Below are 16422 nucleotides of genomic sequence, written 5' to 3' on the forward strand. Positions count from 1 at the left end.
GGCTTCCGCCCCCCTGCGCCCTGGCGGGCGCCGTCCCCCGAGGATATTTGACCCAAGATGAAAGGGGTTTGCGGTGTTTCAGACCTTCACATCCTCCGCAGATCCGGGCAAGGGCGCAGAGCGGCTGGCCGCCTTGCGGGCACGGCTCGCGGCGGAGGGGCTGGCGGGGTTTCTGATCCCGCGCGCGGATGCCCATCAGGGCGAATATGTCGCCGAGCGCGACGAGCGGCTGGCCTGGCTGACCGGGTTCACCGGCTCGGCCGGCTTTGCCATCGTGCTGCCCGAAGTGGCGGGCGTGTTCATCGACGGGCGCTACCGGGTGCAGGTGCGCGCGCAGGTGGATCTGGCGGCGTTCACGCCGGTACCCTGGCCCGAGGTGCAGCCCGGCCCGTGGATTGCAGAGCATCTGGCGGCGGACGAGATCGGGTTTGATCCCTGGTTGCACACCGCCGATGAGATTGCCCGGCTGGAGACGGCGTTGGCCGACACGGCGATCCGCCTGCGCAGCACGGCCAATCTGGTGGATGCAGTCTGGCGCGATCAACCTGCCGCGCCGCTGGGCATGGCCTTTGCGCATCCGCAGGCGCTGGCCGGGCTCAGCAGTCTGGAAAAACGCGAGGCGCTTGCCGCCGCGCTGCGGGCGGCGGGGCAGACCGCCGCCATCCTCACCCTGCCCGACAGCCTGTGCTGGCTGCTGAACATCCGGGGCGCCGATGTACCGCGCAATCCGATCCTGCATGGCTTTGCCGTGCTGCATGACGATGCGCGGGTGACGCTTTATGCCGAACCGGCAAAATTCGATGCGAGCGTCCGCGCTCATATGGGACCGCATGTAACCCTGCGCCCACCCTCGGCGCTGGTGCCCGGACTGCATACGCTACAAGGGCCGGTGCGGCTGGATCGCAGCTCTGCCCCGCTCGCCCTCGCGCAGGAGTTGGACGAGGCAGGCGTGGCCTATGTCTGGGGCGAGGATCCCTGCCGCTTGCCAAAGGCCTGCAAGACCGGGGCCGAGATTGCCGCCACCCGCGCGGCGCATCTGCGGGACGGCGCGGCGATGGTGCAGTTTCTGCACTGGCTCGATACCGAAAGCCCGAAAGGCACCCTGACCGAGATTGATGTGGTGACGGCGCTGGAAGGCTTTCGCCGGGCGACCAATGCGCTGCATGACCTCAGCTTTGATACGATCTGCGGGGCGGGGCCGAATGGGGCGATCATCCATTATCGCGTCACCCAAGACACCAACCGCCGTGTGCAGCAGGGGCAATTGCTGCTGGTTGACAGCGGCGGCCAGTATCAGGATGGCACAACCGACATCACCCGCACTCTGGCGATCGGCGATCCGGGGGCCGAAGCGCGCGCCTGCTATACCCGCGTGTTACAGGGTATGATCGCCATCTCGCGCGCCCGCTTCCCCAAAGGGCTGGCCGGGCGCGATCTGGATGCGCTGGCCCGCGCGCCGCTCTGGATGGCGGGGCAGGATTATGACCATGGCACCGGCCATGGCGTCGGTGCTTTCCTGTCGGTGCATGAAGGACCACAGCGCCTGTCGCGCCTGTCCGAAGTGCCGCTGGCCCCCGGCATGATCCTGTCAAACGAGCCGGGTTACTACCGCGAAGGGGTCTTCGGGATCCGGCTGGAGAACCTGATCGTGGTGACCGAGGCCCCCGCCCTGCCCGGCGGCGATCAGCGCGCGCAGTTTGCGTTTGAAACCCTGACCTTCGTGCCCTTCGACCGCCACCTGATTGACGTTGCCCTGCTTGCCCCCGGCGAACGCGTCTGGCTGGACGCCTATCATGCCGAGGTTCTGGCCAGGATCGGCCCCCTGATCAGCGGCCCTGCCGCCGATTGGCTGCACAGAGCCTGCGCGCCGCTGCCCGCAGCCTGACATCCGGGCGCGCCCTCCCCTATTTGCACTCTGTCCAAATACTCACCTGTTTCCCGCCCGCCACCCCGCGACGGGCCGGGGATCAGGCGGCTGCGGCCACCTGCCGGATCCGCTCCACCATCGCCCGCAGCCCGTTGGAGCGTTGCGACGACAGATGTTCATTCAAACCAAGCCGGCCCAACTCGGCCACCGCGTCAATCTGGCCCACCTCTGCCACCGTGCGCCCGGCATAGAGCGTGTGTAGGATGGCAATCAGCCCGCGCACGATCATCGCATCCGAACTGCCCTCGAAATCGAACAGGGCCCCGGCCCCCGCGCCGGTCAGAACCGGCCGCAACCAGACCTGCGAGGCACAACCCTGCACCTTGAAGGCCGCCACCTGAAAGGCAGGGTCCAGCGGCGGGAAGGCCTTGCCCAGGTCGATCACATGGCGATAGCGGTCCTCCCAATCGTCCAGAAAGGCGAAGGTTTCTACAAGCTCTTCAAATGCGGGGCTGGCCATGGCAATCTCCTGTTCTTGTGCCAGAGCTATGCCGCAGGCTGCAAAAGGTCCAGAGGGACGCTTTTCAAACGCCGCGCCATGCGCTACGCCCTAGGGGCGCCAAAAGGGGCGCGAAAGGGTGAGGCATGAAAAAACCGCTGCTGGCCGCGCTGACGCTGGTGATGTTCGTTTCCGCCTGCGGGGCGATCAGGACGTCCCGGCTCAATCCGTTCAATTGGTTCGGCCGTGCCGAAGCCACTGCACCGGCGCCGCTGGCCGCAAAACCATCCGATCCCCGGCTGCTGGCCGCCCAGATCATCGACCTGAAGATCGAACCGATGCCGGGCGGGGCCATCGTGCGCGCCACGGCGCTGCTGCCCAATCAGGGCTGGTGGGAGGCCGAACTGGTCAGTGGCGATCCGGGCCCGGATGGCGTGCTGACCTATGATTTCCGGCTGTTCCCGCCGCTGACGCAAACCGCCGTCTCCACCCCGCGCTCGCGCCAGATCACGGCTGCCGCCTATCTGTCCGACATCCAGCTTGGCAAAGTGTCGGCGATCACCGTGCAGGGCCAGGGCAACGCCCTGACAAGCCGCCGCTGACGCTGTCCATGGCAATCGCTGGGACGGGGGCTCGATGCCCCCGGCGCGGCGTCCGCCAGGGCAAGATCACAGGTGGCGCAGAACCGCGTCCAGCAGCTGATCCAGCGGCGCCATCGCATCCAGCTCCAGCGCCTCATCCGCTGTCGGCACTTCCAGCACCGCATATTGGCTTGCCAGCAGGCTCTGCGGCATGAAATGCCCCTGCCGCTGCACCAGACGCGCTGCAAGCACCGCCTGTGGGGCCGCCAGATGCACAAAGCGCAAATCGGGCACCACCGCGCGCAACTGATCTCGGTAGGCCCGGCGCAGCGCGGAACAGGCCAGCACAACCTTCGGCTCTGCCCGCAGTGCCGCGCCGCAAGACTGCAGCCACGGCCCCCGGTCGGCATCAGTCAGCGCCTCACCCCGCGCCATTTTGGCGATGTTTTCTGCTGGATGCAGATCATCGGCATCGCAGAACCGCGCGTCGATGGCGCTTGCAAGCGCCGCAGCCACGGTGCTTTTGCCGCAGCCAGAGACGCCCATCACGACAATCCGAAGATCGCTCACCCGATCCGCACCACCCGCACTTCGTTGCCCTTGGCCGACAGGGCAATCTCGCCCCGGCACAGGCGCAACGCATCTTCCCCGAAGGCTTCGGCCCGCCAGCCCTTCAAGGACGGCAGATCACGTTCGCCCGCCGCAATCGCATCCAGCTCCGATGCCGAGGCGATCAGTTTGGCGGCCACACCCAGACTTTCGGATTTCGCCTTGAGCAGCACCCGCAGCAGATCGGCCAGTGCCGGATTCACCTGCAATTGTTCGCGCGACAGATCGGGTTTGGGCATGTCTTCCGGCTTCATCTCCAGCCCGGCCTTCACCGCCGCCAGAATCCCGTCGGCAATATCGCCGCGCCGCCCCTCACGCAGCAGCAGCCGCGACCGGCCCAGCTCGTCATGATTGGTGGGCCGGGTCGAGGCCAGCTCCAGCAAGGCGTCATCCTTCATCACCCGGCTGCGCGGCACATTGTTCTTTTGCGCGTAATCCTCGCGGAACTGCGCCAAAGCCTTGACCAGGGCCAGAAACCGCCCGGAGGTGGTGCGGGTCTTGACCCGTTCCCAGGCCTCGGCCGGGCGGATCGTGTAGGTTTCGGGATCGGTCAGGATCGACAGTTCCTCGGCGACCCAGCGGTCGCGGCCCGATTTCTCGATCTGTTTCGCCAGGCTTTCATAAACCACGCGCAGATGGGTCACATCCGCCAGCGCATATTCCTTCTGCGCCTCCGACAGCGGGCGGCGTGACCAGTCGGTGAAACGCGAGGTCTTGTCGAGGCTTTCGCGGGCGATCTTCTTCACCAGCGTCTCATAGCCCACCTGCTCGCCATACCCGCAGACCATGGCCGCAACCTGGGTGTCGAACAGCGGCACCGGGAAGCAGTTGCCCTCGACAAAGAAGATCTCCAGATCCTGCCGGGCGGCGTGAAACACCTTCACCGTGGCCTCGTGCCGGAACAGATCATAAAGCGGCTCAAGGCTCATCTCGGCGCCGTCGATCGGATCCACCAGCACCGCTTCGCCGGTCTTGCCGGGCAGCGCCATCTGGATCAGGCAGAGCTTTGACCAATAGGTCCGCTCGCGCAGGAATTCCGTGTCGATGGTGACATAGGCTTCGGATTTCGCAGCCTCGCAAAATGCGGCGAGGTCTTCGGTGGTGGTGATGGTGCGCATCGGCGTCTTTCGGTCAGGTGCGCGGGGGCATCCCGCTTTTTCCGCTATAGGCGGCAGGGATCACGAAGGAAACCCTTTTTGCACTGGCCGGACGGGTGCAAGGCCCCCATCCGGCCATTTCAGGCTGATTTTACACCAGTTCCGCAAGATCTTTCGCATCAAAGCCCTTGAGCACGCCCGGCTGTGCGTCGCGGATATGCGACACCCAGGCCGGATCCGAGATCAGGGCGCGGCCCACCGCGATCAGGTCGAACTCGTCGCGTTCCATGCGTTGCACCAGTTGATCCAGCGGCGTCACGTCAGAGCTTTTGCCGCCAAAGGCACCGAAGAAATCGCCCGACAGCCCGACGGAGCCGACGCTGATGGTGGCCGCCCCGGTCAGCTTCTTGGCCCAGCCTGCAAAGTTCAGGCCCTGTGCGCCATCCAGCTCGGCAAATTCCGGCTCCCAGAAGCGGCGCTGCGAGCAATGCAGGATATCCACCCCGGCTTCGACCAGCGGCAGCAACCAATCGGTCATTTCGGCGGGCGTCTCGGCCAGACGGGCGCTGTAATCCTGCTGTTTCCACTGGCTGACCCGCAGGATGAGCGGGAAATCCGGCCCGAGCGCGGCGCGGGTTGCCTTGACCACTTCGGCGGCAAAGCGCGAACGGTCGCGGATCGTGGCGCCGCCGAACCGGTCATCGCGCAGATTGGTGCCACCCCAGAAGAACTGGTCGATCAGATAGCCATGCGCACCGTGCAGTTCCACAACGTCAAAGCCCAGCTTTTTCGCATCCAGCGCCGCCGAGGCAAAGGCGGCAATCGCATCGGCAATATCCTCTTCGCTCATTGCCTTGCCGCGCGGCTCGTCCGGCCCCACCAGACCCGAGGGGCTTTCCACCGGGGCGACGGGTTCCCACTCGCTCGCGCGGGTCGATCCGGTGTGCCAGATCTGCGGGCCCATCTTGCCGCCTGCCGCATGAACGCCGTCAATCACCTCTTTCCAGCCGGCCAGCGCATCCTTGCCATGAAAGAACGGGATGCCCGGCAGGTTGCGCGCTGCCGGACGGTCGATCACCGTGCCTTCCGACAGGATCAGCCCGACGCCACCTTCCGCCCGGCGGCGATAATACGCGGCCTGTTTGCGGCCCGGCACGCCCTCGTCGGCCATGCCCCGCGTCATCGGGGCCATCACGATCCGGTTGGCCAGATCGAGACCCTTCAGATGGAAGGGCCGAAACAGGGCATCGGTTGCTTGCGTCATGATTTCTCTCCTATGCAATCTGGGGCAATAGGTATATTCTGGATACTTGGTGTCAATGAGGCACCTGAATTTCACTAGGTTACCTGAAGGGAACCTGCCGCAGCCCTGAGATCCAAGCAGAGATCCAAGATGAATGACATTGGCTTGCCACCTGCCCCCGCGTCGCAATTCGCCTGCGCGATGGGGCATTTTTCGGCGGATTGTCCGTCACGCGTGCTGTTCGACCAGATCGCCGACAAATGGTCGATGATGATCCTGACCGTGCTGGATGGCGGCCCGCGTCGCTTCAATGCCATCAAGCGCTTGCTGGAGGGGGTGTCGCAGAAATCGCTGACCCAGACGCTGCGGCGGCTGGAGCGGAACGGGCTGATCCTGCGCCGGGTGATCGTGGCCTCGCCGGTTGCGGTGGAATATGAGCTCAGCCCGCTGGGCCAGACGCTGCTGCCGCCGTTCCGCGCGCTTTATCGCTGGACCAAGGAGTTCATGCCGCAGGTCGAACAGGCCCGCGCGAAATTTGATGCAGCGGCCGATTGAGGCGGGTCAGGGCAGCAGGATCGGCGTCCGATCGCCCGCAGCGTAGCGACGCAAGACCGCAGGATAGAGCCGATGCTCCTGCACCAGCACGCGTGCGGCCAAGCTGTCTGCGGTATCGCCCGGCAGCACCGGCACCTGCGCCTGCCCCAGCAGCGGGCCGTCATCCAGCACCGCCGTCACCTCATGCACGGTGCAGCCCGCCTGCGTATCGCCCGCATCAAGGGCCCGCTGATGCGTGTGCAGCCCCGGGTATTTCGGCAGCAACGACGGGTGGATGTTCAGCATCCGCCCCTCGAACTGCGCGACGAAACCGGCGGTCAGCACCCGCATGAACCCTGCAAGGCACAGGATATCCGGCCTGGCAGCAAGGATATGGCGCAGCAGCTCGGCCTCGAACCCGGCGCGGTCCTTGCCGAAGCGGCGGTGATCCACCGCCGCCGTGGCAATGCCCATGGCCTCGGCCCGGCGCAACCCCGAGGCTTCGGGGTCGTTCGAGGCGACCAGAACAGGCCGTGCCGGATGATCGCCGGTCATCGAATTGACCAGCGCCAGCATATTGGAGCCACCCCCCGAAATCAGGATGGCGACGCGTTTCACAGCAGCTTGCCCGAATAGATCACGCCTTCGCCTGCCACCACCCGGCCCAGACGGCACACGGTTTCGCCCTCGGCCTCCAGCAGTGCGGCAATCGCATCGGCACGGTCTGCCGCCACCACGACCATCATGCCGATGCCGCAGTTGAAGGTCTTGAGCAGTTCCGGCTCGCTCATGCCTGCGGTTTCCGCCAGCCAGCGGAACACCGGCGGCAGATCCCAGGCCGAAAGATCAATCGCGCAGGCCAGCCCCTCGGGCAGCACACGCGGCGGGTTTTCCGTCAGCCCGCCGCCGGTGATATGCGCCAGCGCATGAACGCCGCCCGCCCGCACCGCCGCCAGCGCCTGTTTGACATACAGCCGCGTCGGGGCCAGCAGCGCCGCCCCCAGCGTGCCGTCCGAGAAGGGCGAATCTGCGGCCCAGTCCAGCCCCGAAAGCTCCACCACCTTGCGCACGAAGCTGTAGCCGTTGGAGTGAACGCCGTTCGAGGCGAGGCCCAGAAGAACATCGCCCTCCTGCACGCCTGCCGGAAGCTCTGCCCCCCGTTCCATCGCGCCGACGGCAAAGCCCGCCAGATCGAAATCGCCCTTGTGATACATGCCCGGCATTTCGGCGGTCTCGCCGCCGATCAGCGCACAGCCCGATTGCACGCAGCCTTCGGCAATGCCTTCGACGATGCGCGCGGCCTCGGCCACATCAAGCTTGCCCGTCGCAAAATAATCGAGGAAAAACAGCGGCTCCGCCCCTTGGCAGACCAGATCGTTGACACACATCGCCACAAGGTCGATGCCGATCGTATCAACATTGCCGGTATCAATCGCGATGCGCAGCTTGGTGCCGACGCCATCGGTGGCCGCCACCAGAACCGGGTCGCTGTAACCCGCCGCCTTCAGATCAAACAGCGCGCCAAAACCGCCCAGACCGGACATCGTGCCGCTGCGCGTCGTGCGTTTGGCCGCGGGCTTGATCCGCTCCACCAGCGCATTTCCCGCATCAATATCCACGCCTGCATCGGCATAAGTCAGTCCATTCTTCGGCGTGGTCATGGCGAGGCCCCCAGAAAGCAGCAATTCATCAGCAGGATTTTGCGCCCGCATAGACGATTCACGCCACAGGCGCAACGCGCCGCCTGCATCGGCCGCCCAAGCCCCGCCCATCGCTTGACCCGCCCGCGCGCGCACCGTAAGCCTGTGGCGCGTAGGTCTGGGCCTGTAGCTCAATGGTCAGAGCAGGGCGCTCATAACGCCTTGGTTGGGGGTTCGAGTCCCTCCGGGCCTACCAAATATAATTTTATCATTATAATACAAATACTTATCGAAGATGCGCCGACGCTTGGCAGGTATTGGCCATATTCGAACAGCCCCACACACCTGCCTGACAGATGCCGCCGACCTTGAAACAAATGCGATTCCACGCAGCCTTTGGTTGACCACGGAGCGCGACCTGAAACGTCTTTGCCGCTTGCCGCACCAGCAGCCGCCTGACACCATGCGCCAAAGGGTCAGAACGCGAGGTGCGGCATGGAGCGGTTCAATGGCGGATGCCTGTGTGGCGATATCCGCTTTTTGGCCTCAGGCCCTCCCTATCGGGTTGGCCTGTGTCACTGTCTGGATTGCCGCAAGCATCATGGGGCCTTGTTCCATGCCTCGGCCATCTTCCCGCAAGAGGCGGTCACGATTTCGGGCGAGCCCCGCGCCTATGCCGGGCGCTTTTTCTGCCCGCGCTGCGGCTCGTCGGTGTTTTCGCGCAGTGCCGATGAAATCGAAGTGAACCTCGGCGCGCTGGATGCGCCCGATCAACTGCGCCCGACCTATGAGCTGTGGACGCGCCGCCGCGAGGGCTGGTTGCCGCCCTTCCCGCTGGCGCATCACTATGTGCAGGACCGCGACGGTAGCGGTCGGCGCGAAGACTAGCCCCCCGGGCGCGGCAGTCGAGCGTGGATCAGACCAGCCGCCCCCACAGATCATATTCCCCGGCTTCTTCCACCTCGACCGTCACCAGATCGCCGGGCGCGAGCGCCTCAAAGCCTTCGTCGATGAACAGATTGCCGTCGATTTCCGGCGCATCGGCCTTGGTGCGGCAGGTGGCGCCTTCGGCGTCGACCTCATCCACCAGCACCTGCATCACCTGCCCCACCTTGGCGGCAAGCTTGGCTTCGGAAATGGCCTGCGCCTTTTCCATGAAACGGTCCCAACGGTCCTGCTTCACCTCGGCTGGCACATGGTCGGGCAGGTCATTGCTGCGCGCACCCGCGACGTTTTCATATTGGAAGCAGCCGACACGATCCAGTTGCGCCTCATCCAGCCAATCCAGCAGGGTCTGGAATTCGGCCTCGGTCTCGCCCGGATAGCCCACGATGAAGGTGGAGCGCAGGGTGATCTCGGGGCAGGCGGCGCGCCAGGCGGCGATCTCGTCAAGCGTTTTGGCGGCCGCCGCGGGCCGCGCCATGCGGCGCAGCACATCGGGATGCGCGTGCTGGAACGGGATGTCGAGGTAAGGCAGCACCAGCCCTTCGGCCATCAGCGGGATCAGGTCCCGCACATGCGGGTAAGGATAGACGTAATGCAGCCGCACCCAGAGGTCATCGCCCGCGCCCAAACGCCCCAGCTCGCGCGCCAGATCGGTGATATGCGCCCGCACTTCGCCGCCCTTCCACGGGCTGAGATCATGCTTGCGGTCCACCCCATACGCCGAGGTATCCTGACTGATCACCAGCAATTCGCGCACACCCGCATCCACCAGCTTTTCCGCCTCGCGCAGCACGGCATGGGCCGGACGGCTGACCAGACGGCCCCGCATGTCAGGGATGATGCAGAACTTGCACTTGTGATTGCAGCCCTCGGAAATCTTCAGATAGCTGTAATGGCGCGGCGTCAGCTTGACCCCGCTGGCGGGCAGCAGGTCGATGAACGGATCGGGCGACGGCGGCACCGCCTTGTGCACCGCATCCAGAACCGCCTCGTATTGATGCGGGCCGGTGACGGCCATTACCTTGGGATGCGCGCCGGTGATATATTCGGGGTCTGCACCAAGGCAGCCAGTCACCAGCACCTTGCCATTTTCGCGCAACGCCTCGCCGATCGCATCCAGACTTTCAGCCTTGGCACTGTCCAGAAAACCGCAGGTGTTCACGATCACCGCATCGGCGCCCTTGTAATCGGGGCTGATCGCATAACCTTCGGCGCGCAGGCGCGTGAGGATGCGTTCGCTGTCGACCAGCGCCTTGGGGCAGCCAAGGCTGACCATGCCGATGGTCGGTTGGCCAAGGCGGCGCTCGTCAGGAACGAGGGCGCGGGCAAGATCGGGGCGGAGGCTGGGCGGATTTTGCGACATCCGCCCCATATAGCGGCAGGCGCGGCTGCCGCAAAGGGGGGCCACAGTGCCAATGCGGGCCAATTGGCGGCAGATCACGCCTTGGCGAGGCCCCGCCGATGCCCTGCGGCAGGGATTGTTGCCTTTGGGCAAGGGGGCTACGATTCGGGCAGAACGGTAAGGGAGTAGGCAATGCGGTGGCTTGTGCGGTTGATCGGATCGGTTCTGGTGCTGATCTTTCTGCTTGGCCTGATGGTGGTGCTGATGCCGAAAGACCGGGTGGCACAGATGGCGGCAGACCGCTTTGCCAGCGCCACCGGGCGAAAGCTGACCATTGAAGGCTCGGTCCGGCCTTCGATCTGGCCGGTTCTCGGCGTGAAAACCGGCCCGGTCCGGCTGGCCAATGCCGATTGGGGCACAGAGCCTGACATGCTGCGCGCCGAACGGCTGGATATCGGGCTGGATCTGGCGGCACTGCTGAGCGGCGTGGTAAAAATCACCGGGATCGAAGTGGTCGGCCCCGATCTGCTGCTGGAGCGGCACAAGGATGGCCGGGTGAACTGGGACTTGTCGCCCACGGCGAAAGCTGCGGCAGAAGGCAGCGCGCCTGCGCAAGCCGCACCGGGCTATGACACCTTCACGCTGGACCATGGCCGCATCCGCGACGGGCGGCTGCGTTATGTCGACCGGGCGGCGGGTCAGGCGATCACGCTGGAGGATGTGGCGCTGGAAAGTGCCATCCCCGATTATACCGGCCCGGTCTCGCTACAGGGGTCGGCGCAGATAAATGGCCAGCGCGTTGCCCTGTCTGCAACGGTGGCAGCGCTGGGCGCTTTTCTTGACGGCAAGACCACGGGGCTGGATCTGGGTCTGGTGACGGGCCGCTCGCGGCTCAGCCTTGTCGGCACCGCCGGGTTCGATCCGGTGCAGGTCGAAGGCCGGCTGAGCGCCGATCTGTCCGACAAAGCCGCGCTTGCCGCCGTGGCGGGCCAGCCGCTGCCCGATCTGCCGCAGGGCTTCGGACGCGAGTCTCTGGCGCTGGAGGCGGGGTTGCAGCTGGATGCCAAGGGCGCGGTGCGGCTGCGCGATCTTGCGGTACAGGCCGATGGCGGGCAGATCACCGGGCGACTTGACTGGCTGCCGGGCAAGGACCGCCCGCTGCTGCGCGGTGATCTGGCGATGGGCGCGGTGGCCCTGCCCCGCACCTCCGAAGACAGCGCGCCCAAGGCCGCCGAAGGCAGCGGCTGGCCCAAGGAGGAGATCGACGTCTCGGCGCTTGGTGCCTTTGACGCCGATCTGACCCTTGCCGCGCAGAGCATTGATCTGGGATCAGCCAAGCTGGGCCAGACCCGCGCCACCGTCGTGCTGGACCGCGCCCGCGCGGTGATCACCCTGCTGGATGCCGCAGGCTATGGCGGCAAGATCAACGGCGAATTTGTCGTGAATGGCCGCAAGGGCCTGTCGGTCGGCGGGGATCTGAGCTTTGCGGGCCTGTCGATGCAGCCCCTGCTGGCCGATGTTGCGGGATTTGACCGTTTGCTGGCCAGCGGCGATCTGCGGGTGAAGTTTCTGGGCGTCGGCAATTCGCTGGATGCCATCCTGCGCGGCCTGTCGGGCGAAGCGCAGATGCACGTCGGCAAGGGCGAATTGCGCGGTCTGGATGTGGCGGGCATGCTGCGCACGCTGGACCCCGGTTATGTCGGCGAAGGGGCCAAGACCATCTTCGATACCATGTCGATTGGCGTGATGATCACCGACGGCGTGGCGGTCAGCGAGGATCTGGCGATCAGCGCCCCGCTGTTTGCCGCCACCGGGGCAGGCAAGGTCGATCTCGGCGGGCAGAAGCTGGATTACCGGCTGATGCCGCGCCTGCTGCCCAAATCCGATGGCACGGGCGGCGTGGAAATCCCGATCCTGATTTCGGGCGCCTGGGCCGACCCCAAGATCCGGCTGGATCTGGAATGGCTGGCCCGGCAGCGACTGACCGAAGAAAAGGCCCGTGCCGAAGCCGCCGCCAAGGCCCGGCTGGAAGAGCTGGCCCGCGAAAAGCTGGGGGTCGAGGCGCTGGAGGGCGAAAATCTGGAAGGGGCCGCCAAACGTCGCGCGAAACAGGCGCTGGAGGATGAGGCCGCCCGCGCCCTGGGCAGGCTGCTGGGCAATGACTGACCGCCGCCTCAGCCCTTGAAAACCTGCGCACCAAGGCCCGGCTTCGGCTTTTCCGAAGCCGGGCCTTGGGCATTTGTTGTTTCGGTGCCGACGCTTGCGTGATCCGGTCGCCCCGGACAGATCAGCACCGGGGGCGCAAATGACAAGCGATGTCTTTGATTATATCATCATTGGCGCAGGCTCTGCCGGATCGGTGCTGGCAAACCGCCTGTCCGCCGATCCGCGCCACCGCGTCTGCCTGGTCGAGGCGGGCGGGCCTGCGCGCTCTGCCAAGGTGCGCGTGCCTGCGGGCATATTGGCGCTTTATGGCCACCCGACTTATGACTGGGGCTTTACCGGGGTGCCGCAACCCGAACTCAACGGGCGGCGGATTCCGGTGAACCGCGGCAAGGGGCTGGGTGGGTCGTCGCTGCTCAATTCCATGGTCTATATCCGGGGGGCTGCGCGCGATTATGACGAATGGGCCGAGCTGGGCTGCGCAGGCTGGGCCTGGGCGGATGTGCTGCCGGTGTTCAAGGCGCTGGAGCGCAATCGCGCCGGGCAGGATGCCGCCTTCCATGGCTTTGACGGCGCGCTGACTGTGGAACGCCCGCAAGACCCCTCGCCCACCTCGCGGCGCTTCGTCCGGGCCGGGCAAGAGATCGGGCTGACGGAATCCCTCGATTTCAACGGCCCGTCACAAGAAGGTCTTGGCATCTATTGCGTGACGCAGGACCGCGCCACCCGCTTTTCCGCCGCCCGCGCCTTTCTGGATCCGGTGCGGTCGCGCCCCAATCTGCAGGTGCTGACCGGGGCCGAGGTGATGCGGCTGGATCTGGCGGCGGCCCGGGCGGTGGGCGTCTGGCTGCGCGACAGCGCCGGGCTGCGGCGCATTGCCTGCCGGGGCGAGGTGGTGCTGTCTGCCGGGGCCATCGGCTCGCCGCAGATCCTGCTCGCCTCGGGCATCGGGGCGGGGGCCGCCCTGCGCGCCGCCGGGCTGGAGGTGCAGCACGATCTGCCGGGCGTCGGCCAGAACCTGCGCGACCATATCGACGGCATGATCACCGTGCGCTCGTCCAGCCGCGAGACTCTGGGCCTGTCGGTCGGCAATCTTCCCGCGATGCTGGCCGCCCCCTTCCGCTATCTGGGCCAGCGCAAGGGCATGCTGACCACCAACTATGTCGAGGCAGGCGGCTTTGCCCGCACCCCACTGGCCGATGCAGAACCCGATGTGCAGTTCCACTTCGTGCCCGGCTATCGCAGCCATCGCGGACGGCTGGTCGAATATGGCCATGGCTATGCGATCCATACCTGCGTGCTGCGCCCCAGATCGGTGGGCGAGGTTCGGCTGGCACGGCAGGGAGATGCGCTGACGCTGGAGATTGACCATCGGTTTTTCAGCGACATGCAGGATGCGCGGGTGCTGGTTGAAGGCATCAAGCTCGCGCGCCGCATCTTTGCAGCCCCCGCCTTTGCCGAGATCCGGGGCAAGGAGATGTTGCCGGGCGCCGCCGTGCAAAGCGATGAAGACATCCTCGCCTATCTGCGGGCCGAGGCGCTAACCGTCTATCACCCCGTTGGCACCTGCAAGATGGGGGTGGATGCGCAGGCGGTGGTGGATCCGGCAAGGTTGCGGGTGCAGGGGGTGGCGGGGCTGCGGGTGGCAGATGCCTCGGTGATGCCGACGCTGATTGCGGGCAATACCAATGCGCCGGCCATGATGATCGGGGAACGCTGCGCGCGGGCGATGCTGGGCTGAGGCGGACGCGCAGCCCCGGCCTGCTCAGCCGGGGAAGGACCAGCGCGTCAGCACATCGGCCCCCACCGGCGTGGCCGACAGAAGTGTCAGGCGCGGCGCATCCGCCAATGCGGCACAGCCGAGCGGGCCAAGCGCCGCGCGGCCTTCGGCCCCGATCAGCGCACCTGCGCTGAATTGCGCGAGCTCATCCACCAGCCCGGCGCGGATCAGACCCGCCGCCAGATCGGCCCCGCCTTCGCAGAAGATGCGGGTCAGGCCCTCGGCGGCCAGTGCCTGCATCGCCGCCCGCAGATCGACATGCCCGCCATCCGACGGCACCGCGATCAGCCGCGCCCCGGTTGCAGACCAGCCCTGGCGCGCCGCAAGCGGGGCCGCATCGGTATGCACCAGCCAGACCGGATGTTGCCCCGCCGTGCGGCCAAGGCGGCTGTCCAGCGCATGGCTGAGGCGGCTGTCGATCACGATGCGGACGGGCTGGCGCACAGCGCCCATGTCGCGCACCGTCAGATCGGGGTCATCGGCGCGGGCGGTGCCCGACCCGACCAGAACCGCATCATGGGCCAGACGCATCGCATGCACCGCCCGGCGCGCCGCAGGCCCGGTGATCCAGCGGCTTTCGCCGCTGTGCGTGGCGATGCGGCCATCGAGTGTGCTGGCCAGCTTCAGCGTGACAAAGGGCAGGCCCTGCTCGACCCGCTTCAGAAAGCCTGCATTCAACGCCCGCGCCTCGGCGGCCATCACCTGTTCGACCACCTCGATCCCGGCCGCGCGCAGCATGGCATGGCCGCGCCCGCCCACACGCGGATCGGGATCGGTCAGCGCCGAGACAACGCGCGCAACCCCCGCCGCAATCAGCCCTTCGGCGCAGGGGGGGGTGTGGCCGTGATGGGCACAGGGTTCCAGCGTGACATAGGCGGTCGCACCGCGCGCCACCGCGCCTGCCTGATCCAGCGCCCGGCGTTCGGCGTGGGGGCGGCCACCCGGTTGGGTCCAGCCGCGCCCCACTATGCGGCCCGCATCGGAGCCGCGTGTGACGATGACACAACCCACTGCCGGGTTGGGCCATGTATTCCCCAGCCCCCGCGCCGCCAGCGCAAGGGCCGTTCGCATATGGGCAAGATCGCTCACTCGTCCGGGCTGCCAGTCATCGGGCGCAGTTCCGACACGAATTTATCGAAGTCGTCCGCTGCCTGGAAGTTCTTGTAAACGCTGGCAAACCGCACATAGGCGACCGTGTCGATCCGGGCCAGGCTTTCCATCACGATCTCACCGATGGAGCGCGAGGGAATATCCGTCTCGCCCAAGGATTCCAGCCGCCGCACGATGCCCGAGATCATCTGGTCGATCCGTTCGGGGTCGATCGGGCGTTTCTGCATGGCAATGCGGATGGAGCGTTCCAGCTTGTCGCGGTCAAAATCCTCGCGCTTGCCCGAGGATTTGATCACGATCAGATCGCGCAGCTGAACCCGTTCATAGGTGGTGAAGCGCCCGCCGCAGGCCGGGCAAAAGCGGCGACGGCGGATCGAGACGTGATCCTCGGCCGGGCGGCTGTCTTTCACTTGCGTGTCGATATTACCGCAGAATGGGCAGCGCATTGGCCGTCCCCCTTTGTTTCTTGTTGGTCCTGCCTCTGGTCTGGGTTTTGGCTCCCAGTTATCCACAGACCCTAGCGCAAGGCCGCAAGTTTTGCATAGCGCCAATTGCCACCTACTGCATCTAGGGGCAAAAAGTGTGGCGTGGGGGACTCAGGGGGGACAGGGGAGGGGCGCATCAGAAGCGCGGCAGATCCAGATCATAGCAGAACGAGTTGACCGCCACCGCCACCGACATCGAGCCGTCCTGCCGCCCGCCAAAGGTGGTGATCCCGGTCGTGCCCGCACTGCGGGCGGCGTCGAGCGTGAAGCGGATCCCCTGCCCCGCCCCGCGCGGCGGCGGTGACTGCCGGTAGATGCGCGCCCGGTCCGACAGCCCGAGGTCACGCCGCGCATAGAGACCCGCCGCGCACCAGTAATCGGTCAGCCGCGCCTGCGCGTGATACTGCACGGTGAAATCACCACCGTCCTCAGAGGTCACCTGCATCTGATGCAGCATTGGAAGGGCAAGGGCGGGCACGGCGGCGATCATCGCAGCCAACAGGATGAGGATACGCATGGGGCCTCCG

General features: G+C 66.1%; 16 protein-coding genes and 1 tRNA gene. 7 read left to right on the forward strand and 10 right to left on the reverse strand.

Annotation, left to right across the window (positions count from 1 at the left end; translation table 11 throughout):
- Nucleotides 1-73 precede the first annotated feature (73 nt).
- Nucleotides 74-1885, forward strand: coding sequence for an aminopeptidase P family protein (locus tag KM031_RS04545; protein WP_215503365.1), 1812 nt, complete (start codon nt 74-76; stop codon nt 1883-1885).
- Nucleotides 1886-1967: 82 nt separating this feature from the next.
- On the opposite strand, the gene KM031_RS04550 is transcribed toward KM031_RS04545, so the two are convergent.
- Entirely contained in the window at nt 1968-2387 is a 420-nt protein-coding gene (locus tag KM031_RS04550) for a SufE family protein (RefSeq protein WP_215503366.1), read from the reverse strand.
- Nucleotides 2388-2512: 125 nt separating this feature from the next.
- On the opposite strand from KM031_RS04550, the gene KM031_RS04555 reads away from it, so the two are divergent.
- A complete protein-coding gene (locus KM031_RS04555) occupies nt 2513-2968 on the forward strand; it encodes a hypothetical protein (protein ID WP_215503367.1) in 456 nt (151 codons plus the stop codon).
- Nucleotides 2969-3034: 66 nt separating this feature from the next.
- On the opposite strand, the gene KM031_RS04560 is transcribed toward KM031_RS04555, so the two are convergent.
- The 3 genes from KM031_RS04560 to KM031_RS04570 form a co-directional block, all read right to left on the reverse strand.
- Nucleotides 3035-3517: a gluconokinase gene (locus KM031_RS04560; protein WP_260692104.1), complete on the reverse strand. Its 483-nt coding sequence runs from the start codon at nt 3515-3517 to the stop codon at nt 3035-3037.
- Nucleotides 3514-4674: a ribonuclease D gene (rnd, locus tag KM031_RS04565; RefSeq protein WP_215503368.1), complete on the reverse strand. Its 1161-nt coding sequence runs from the start codon at nt 4672-4674 to the stop codon at nt 3514-3516. The genes KM031_RS04560 and rnd overlap by 4 nt, the downstream gene beginning before the upstream one ends.
- A gap of 130 nt (nt 4675-4804) precedes the next feature.
- A complete protein-coding gene (locus KM031_RS04570; RefSeq protein ID WP_215503369.1) occupies nt 4805-5917 on the reverse strand; it encodes an NADH:flavin oxidoreductase in 1113 nt (370 codons plus the stop codon).
- 129 nt (nt 5918-6046) lie between these two features.
- On the opposite strand from KM031_RS04570, the gene KM031_RS04575 reads away from it, so the two are divergent.
- A complete protein-coding gene (locus KM031_RS04575) occupies nt 6047-6451 on the forward strand; it encodes a winged helix-turn-helix transcriptional regulator (RefSeq protein ID WP_215503370.1) in 405 nt (134 codons plus the stop codon).
- Between the two features lie 6 nt (nt 6452-6457).
- On the opposite strand, the gene purN is transcribed toward KM031_RS04575, so the two are convergent.
- Nucleotides 6458-7048, reverse strand: a complete 591-nt coding sequence (gene purN / locus KM031_RS04580) for a phosphoribosylglycinamide formyltransferase (RefSeq protein ID WP_215503371.1) — start codon at nt 7046-7048, stop codon at nt 6458-6460.
- Nucleotides 7045-8091, reverse strand: a complete 1047-nt coding sequence (gene purM, locus KM031_RS04585; RefSeq protein WP_215503372.1) for a phosphoribosylformylglycinamidine cyclo-ligase — start codon at nt 8089-8091, stop codon at nt 7045-7047. Before purM ends, purN begins: the two co-directional genes overlap by 4 nt.
- A 159-nt stretch (nt 8092-8250) precedes the next feature.
- Here purM and KM031_RS04590 point away from each other — a divergent pair.
- Nucleotides 8251-8326: transfer RNA gene (locus KM031_RS04590), tRNA-Ile, on the forward strand.
- A gap of 239 nt (nt 8327-8565) precedes the next feature.
- Entirely contained in the window at nt 8566-8958 is a 393-nt protein-coding gene (locus KM031_RS04595) for a GFA family protein (protein ID WP_215503373.1), read from the forward strand.
- A 28-nt stretch (nt 8959-8986) separates the two neighbouring features.
- On the opposite strand, the gene rimO is transcribed toward KM031_RS04595, so the two are convergent.
- Nucleotides 8987-10387 carry a 30S ribosomal protein S12 methylthiotransferase RimO gene (rimO, locus tag KM031_RS04600; RefSeq protein WP_215503936.1) on the reverse strand — a complete coding sequence of 467 codons (1401 nt, stop codon included), beginning with the start codon at nt 10385-10387 and terminating at the stop codon, nt 8987-8989.
- Nucleotides 10388-10549: 162 nt separating this feature from the next.
- Between rimO and KM031_RS04605 the strand changes: the two genes are divergently transcribed.
- Entirely contained in the window at nt 10550-12523 is a 1974-nt protein-coding gene (locus KM031_RS04605; protein ID WP_215503374.1) for an AsmA family protein, read from the forward strand.
- A 139-nt stretch (nt 12524-12662) separates the two neighbouring features.
- A complete protein-coding gene (locus KM031_RS04610; protein WP_215503375.1) occupies nt 12663-14261 on the forward strand; it encodes a GMC family oxidoreductase in 1599 nt (532 codons plus the stop codon).
- Between the two features lie 24 nt (nt 14262-14285).
- On the opposite strand, the gene ribD is transcribed toward KM031_RS04610, so the two are convergent.
- The 3 genes from ribD to KM031_RS04625 all read right to left on the reverse strand — a co-directional run bounded on the left by ribD (nt 14286) and on the right by KM031_RS04625 (nt 16412).
- Nucleotides 14286-15371 carry a bifunctional diaminohydroxyphosphoribosylaminopyrimidine deaminase/5-amino-6-(5-phosphoribosylamino)uracil reductase RibD gene (gene ribD / locus KM031_RS04615; RefSeq protein WP_215503937.1) on the reverse strand — a complete coding sequence of 362 codons (1086 nt, stop codon included), beginning with the start codon at nt 15369-15371 and terminating at the stop codon, nt 14286-14288.
- Between the two features lie 14 nt (nt 15372-15385).
- The gene (gene nrdR, locus KM031_RS04620) at nt 15386-15856 is read right to left on the reverse strand and encodes a transcriptional regulator NrdR (protein WP_215503376.1); all 471 of its coding nucleotides are present in this window, start codon (nt 15854-15856) and stop codon (nt 15386-15388) included.
- A 175-nt stretch (nt 15857-16031) separates the two neighbouring features.
- Complete coding sequence (locus tag KM031_RS04625; RefSeq protein ID WP_215503377.1) at nt 16032-16412, reverse strand: hypothetical protein; 381 nt, start codon at nt 16410-16412, stop codon at nt 16032-16034.
- Nucleotides 16413-16422: the final 10 nt, after the last annotated feature.

Source organism: Gemmobacter fulvus, assembly GCF_018798885.1.
Taxonomy (GTDB): Bacteria; Pseudomonadota; Alphaproteobacteria; order Rhodobacterales; family Rhodobacteraceae; genus Gemmobacter; species Gemmobacter fulvus.

What these genes read in the sequence shown, in the direction of transcription:
- KM031_RS04575 (WP_215503370.1), top strand. Translation starts at nt 6,047, where the DNA reads ATGAATGACATTGGCTTGCCACCTGCCCCCGCGTCGCAATTCGCCTGC.
- purM (WP_215503372.1), bottom strand. Translation starts at nt 8,091, where the DNA reads ATGACCACGCCGAAGAATGGACTGACTTATGCCGATGCAGGCGTGGAT.
- KM031_RS04570 (WP_215503369.1), bottom strand. Translation starts at nt 5,917, where the DNA reads ATGACGCAAGCAACCGATGCCCTGTTTCGGCCCTTCCATCTGAAGGGT.
- rimO (WP_215503936.1), bottom strand. Translation starts at nt 10,387, where the DNA reads ATGGGGCGGATGTCGCAAAATCCGCCCAGCCTCCGCCCCGATCTTGCC.
- KM031_RS04595 (WP_215503373.1), top strand. Translation starts at nt 8,566, where the DNA reads ATGGAGCGGTTCAATGGCGGATGCCTGTGTGGCGATATCCGCTTTTTG.
- KM031_RS04610 (WP_215503375.1), top strand. Translation starts at nt 12,663, where the DNA reads ATGACAAGCGATGTCTTTGATTATATCATCATTGGCGCAGGCTCTGCC.
- KM031_RS04625 (WP_215503377.1), bottom strand. Translation starts at nt 16,412, where the DNA reads ATGCGTATCCTCATCCTGTTGGCTGCGATGATCGCCGCCGTGCCCGCC.
- nrdR (WP_215503376.1), bottom strand. Translation starts at nt 15,856, where the DNA reads ATGCGCTGCCCATTCTGCGGTAATATCGACACGCAAGTGAAAGACAGC.
- rnd (WP_215503368.1), bottom strand. Translation starts at nt 4,674, where the DNA reads ATGCGCACCATCACCACCACCGAAGACCTCGCCGCATTTTGCGAGGCT.
- KM031_RS04550 (WP_215503366.1), bottom strand. Translation starts at nt 2,387, where the DNA reads ATGGCCAGCCCCGCATTTGAAGAGCTTGTAGAAACCTTCGCCTTTCTG.
- ribD (WP_215503937.1), bottom strand. Translation starts at nt 15,371, where the DNA reads ATGCGAACGGCCCTTGCGCTGGCGGCGCGGGGGCTGGGGAATACATGG.
- KM031_RS04605 (WP_215503374.1), top strand. Translation starts at nt 10,550, where the DNA reads ATGCGGTGGCTTGTGCGGTTGATCGGATCGGTTCTGGTGCTGATCTTT.
- KM031_RS04555 (WP_215503367.1), top strand. Translation starts at nt 2,513, where the DNA reads ATGAAAAAACCGCTGCTGGCCGCGCTGACGCTGGTGATGTTCGTTTCC.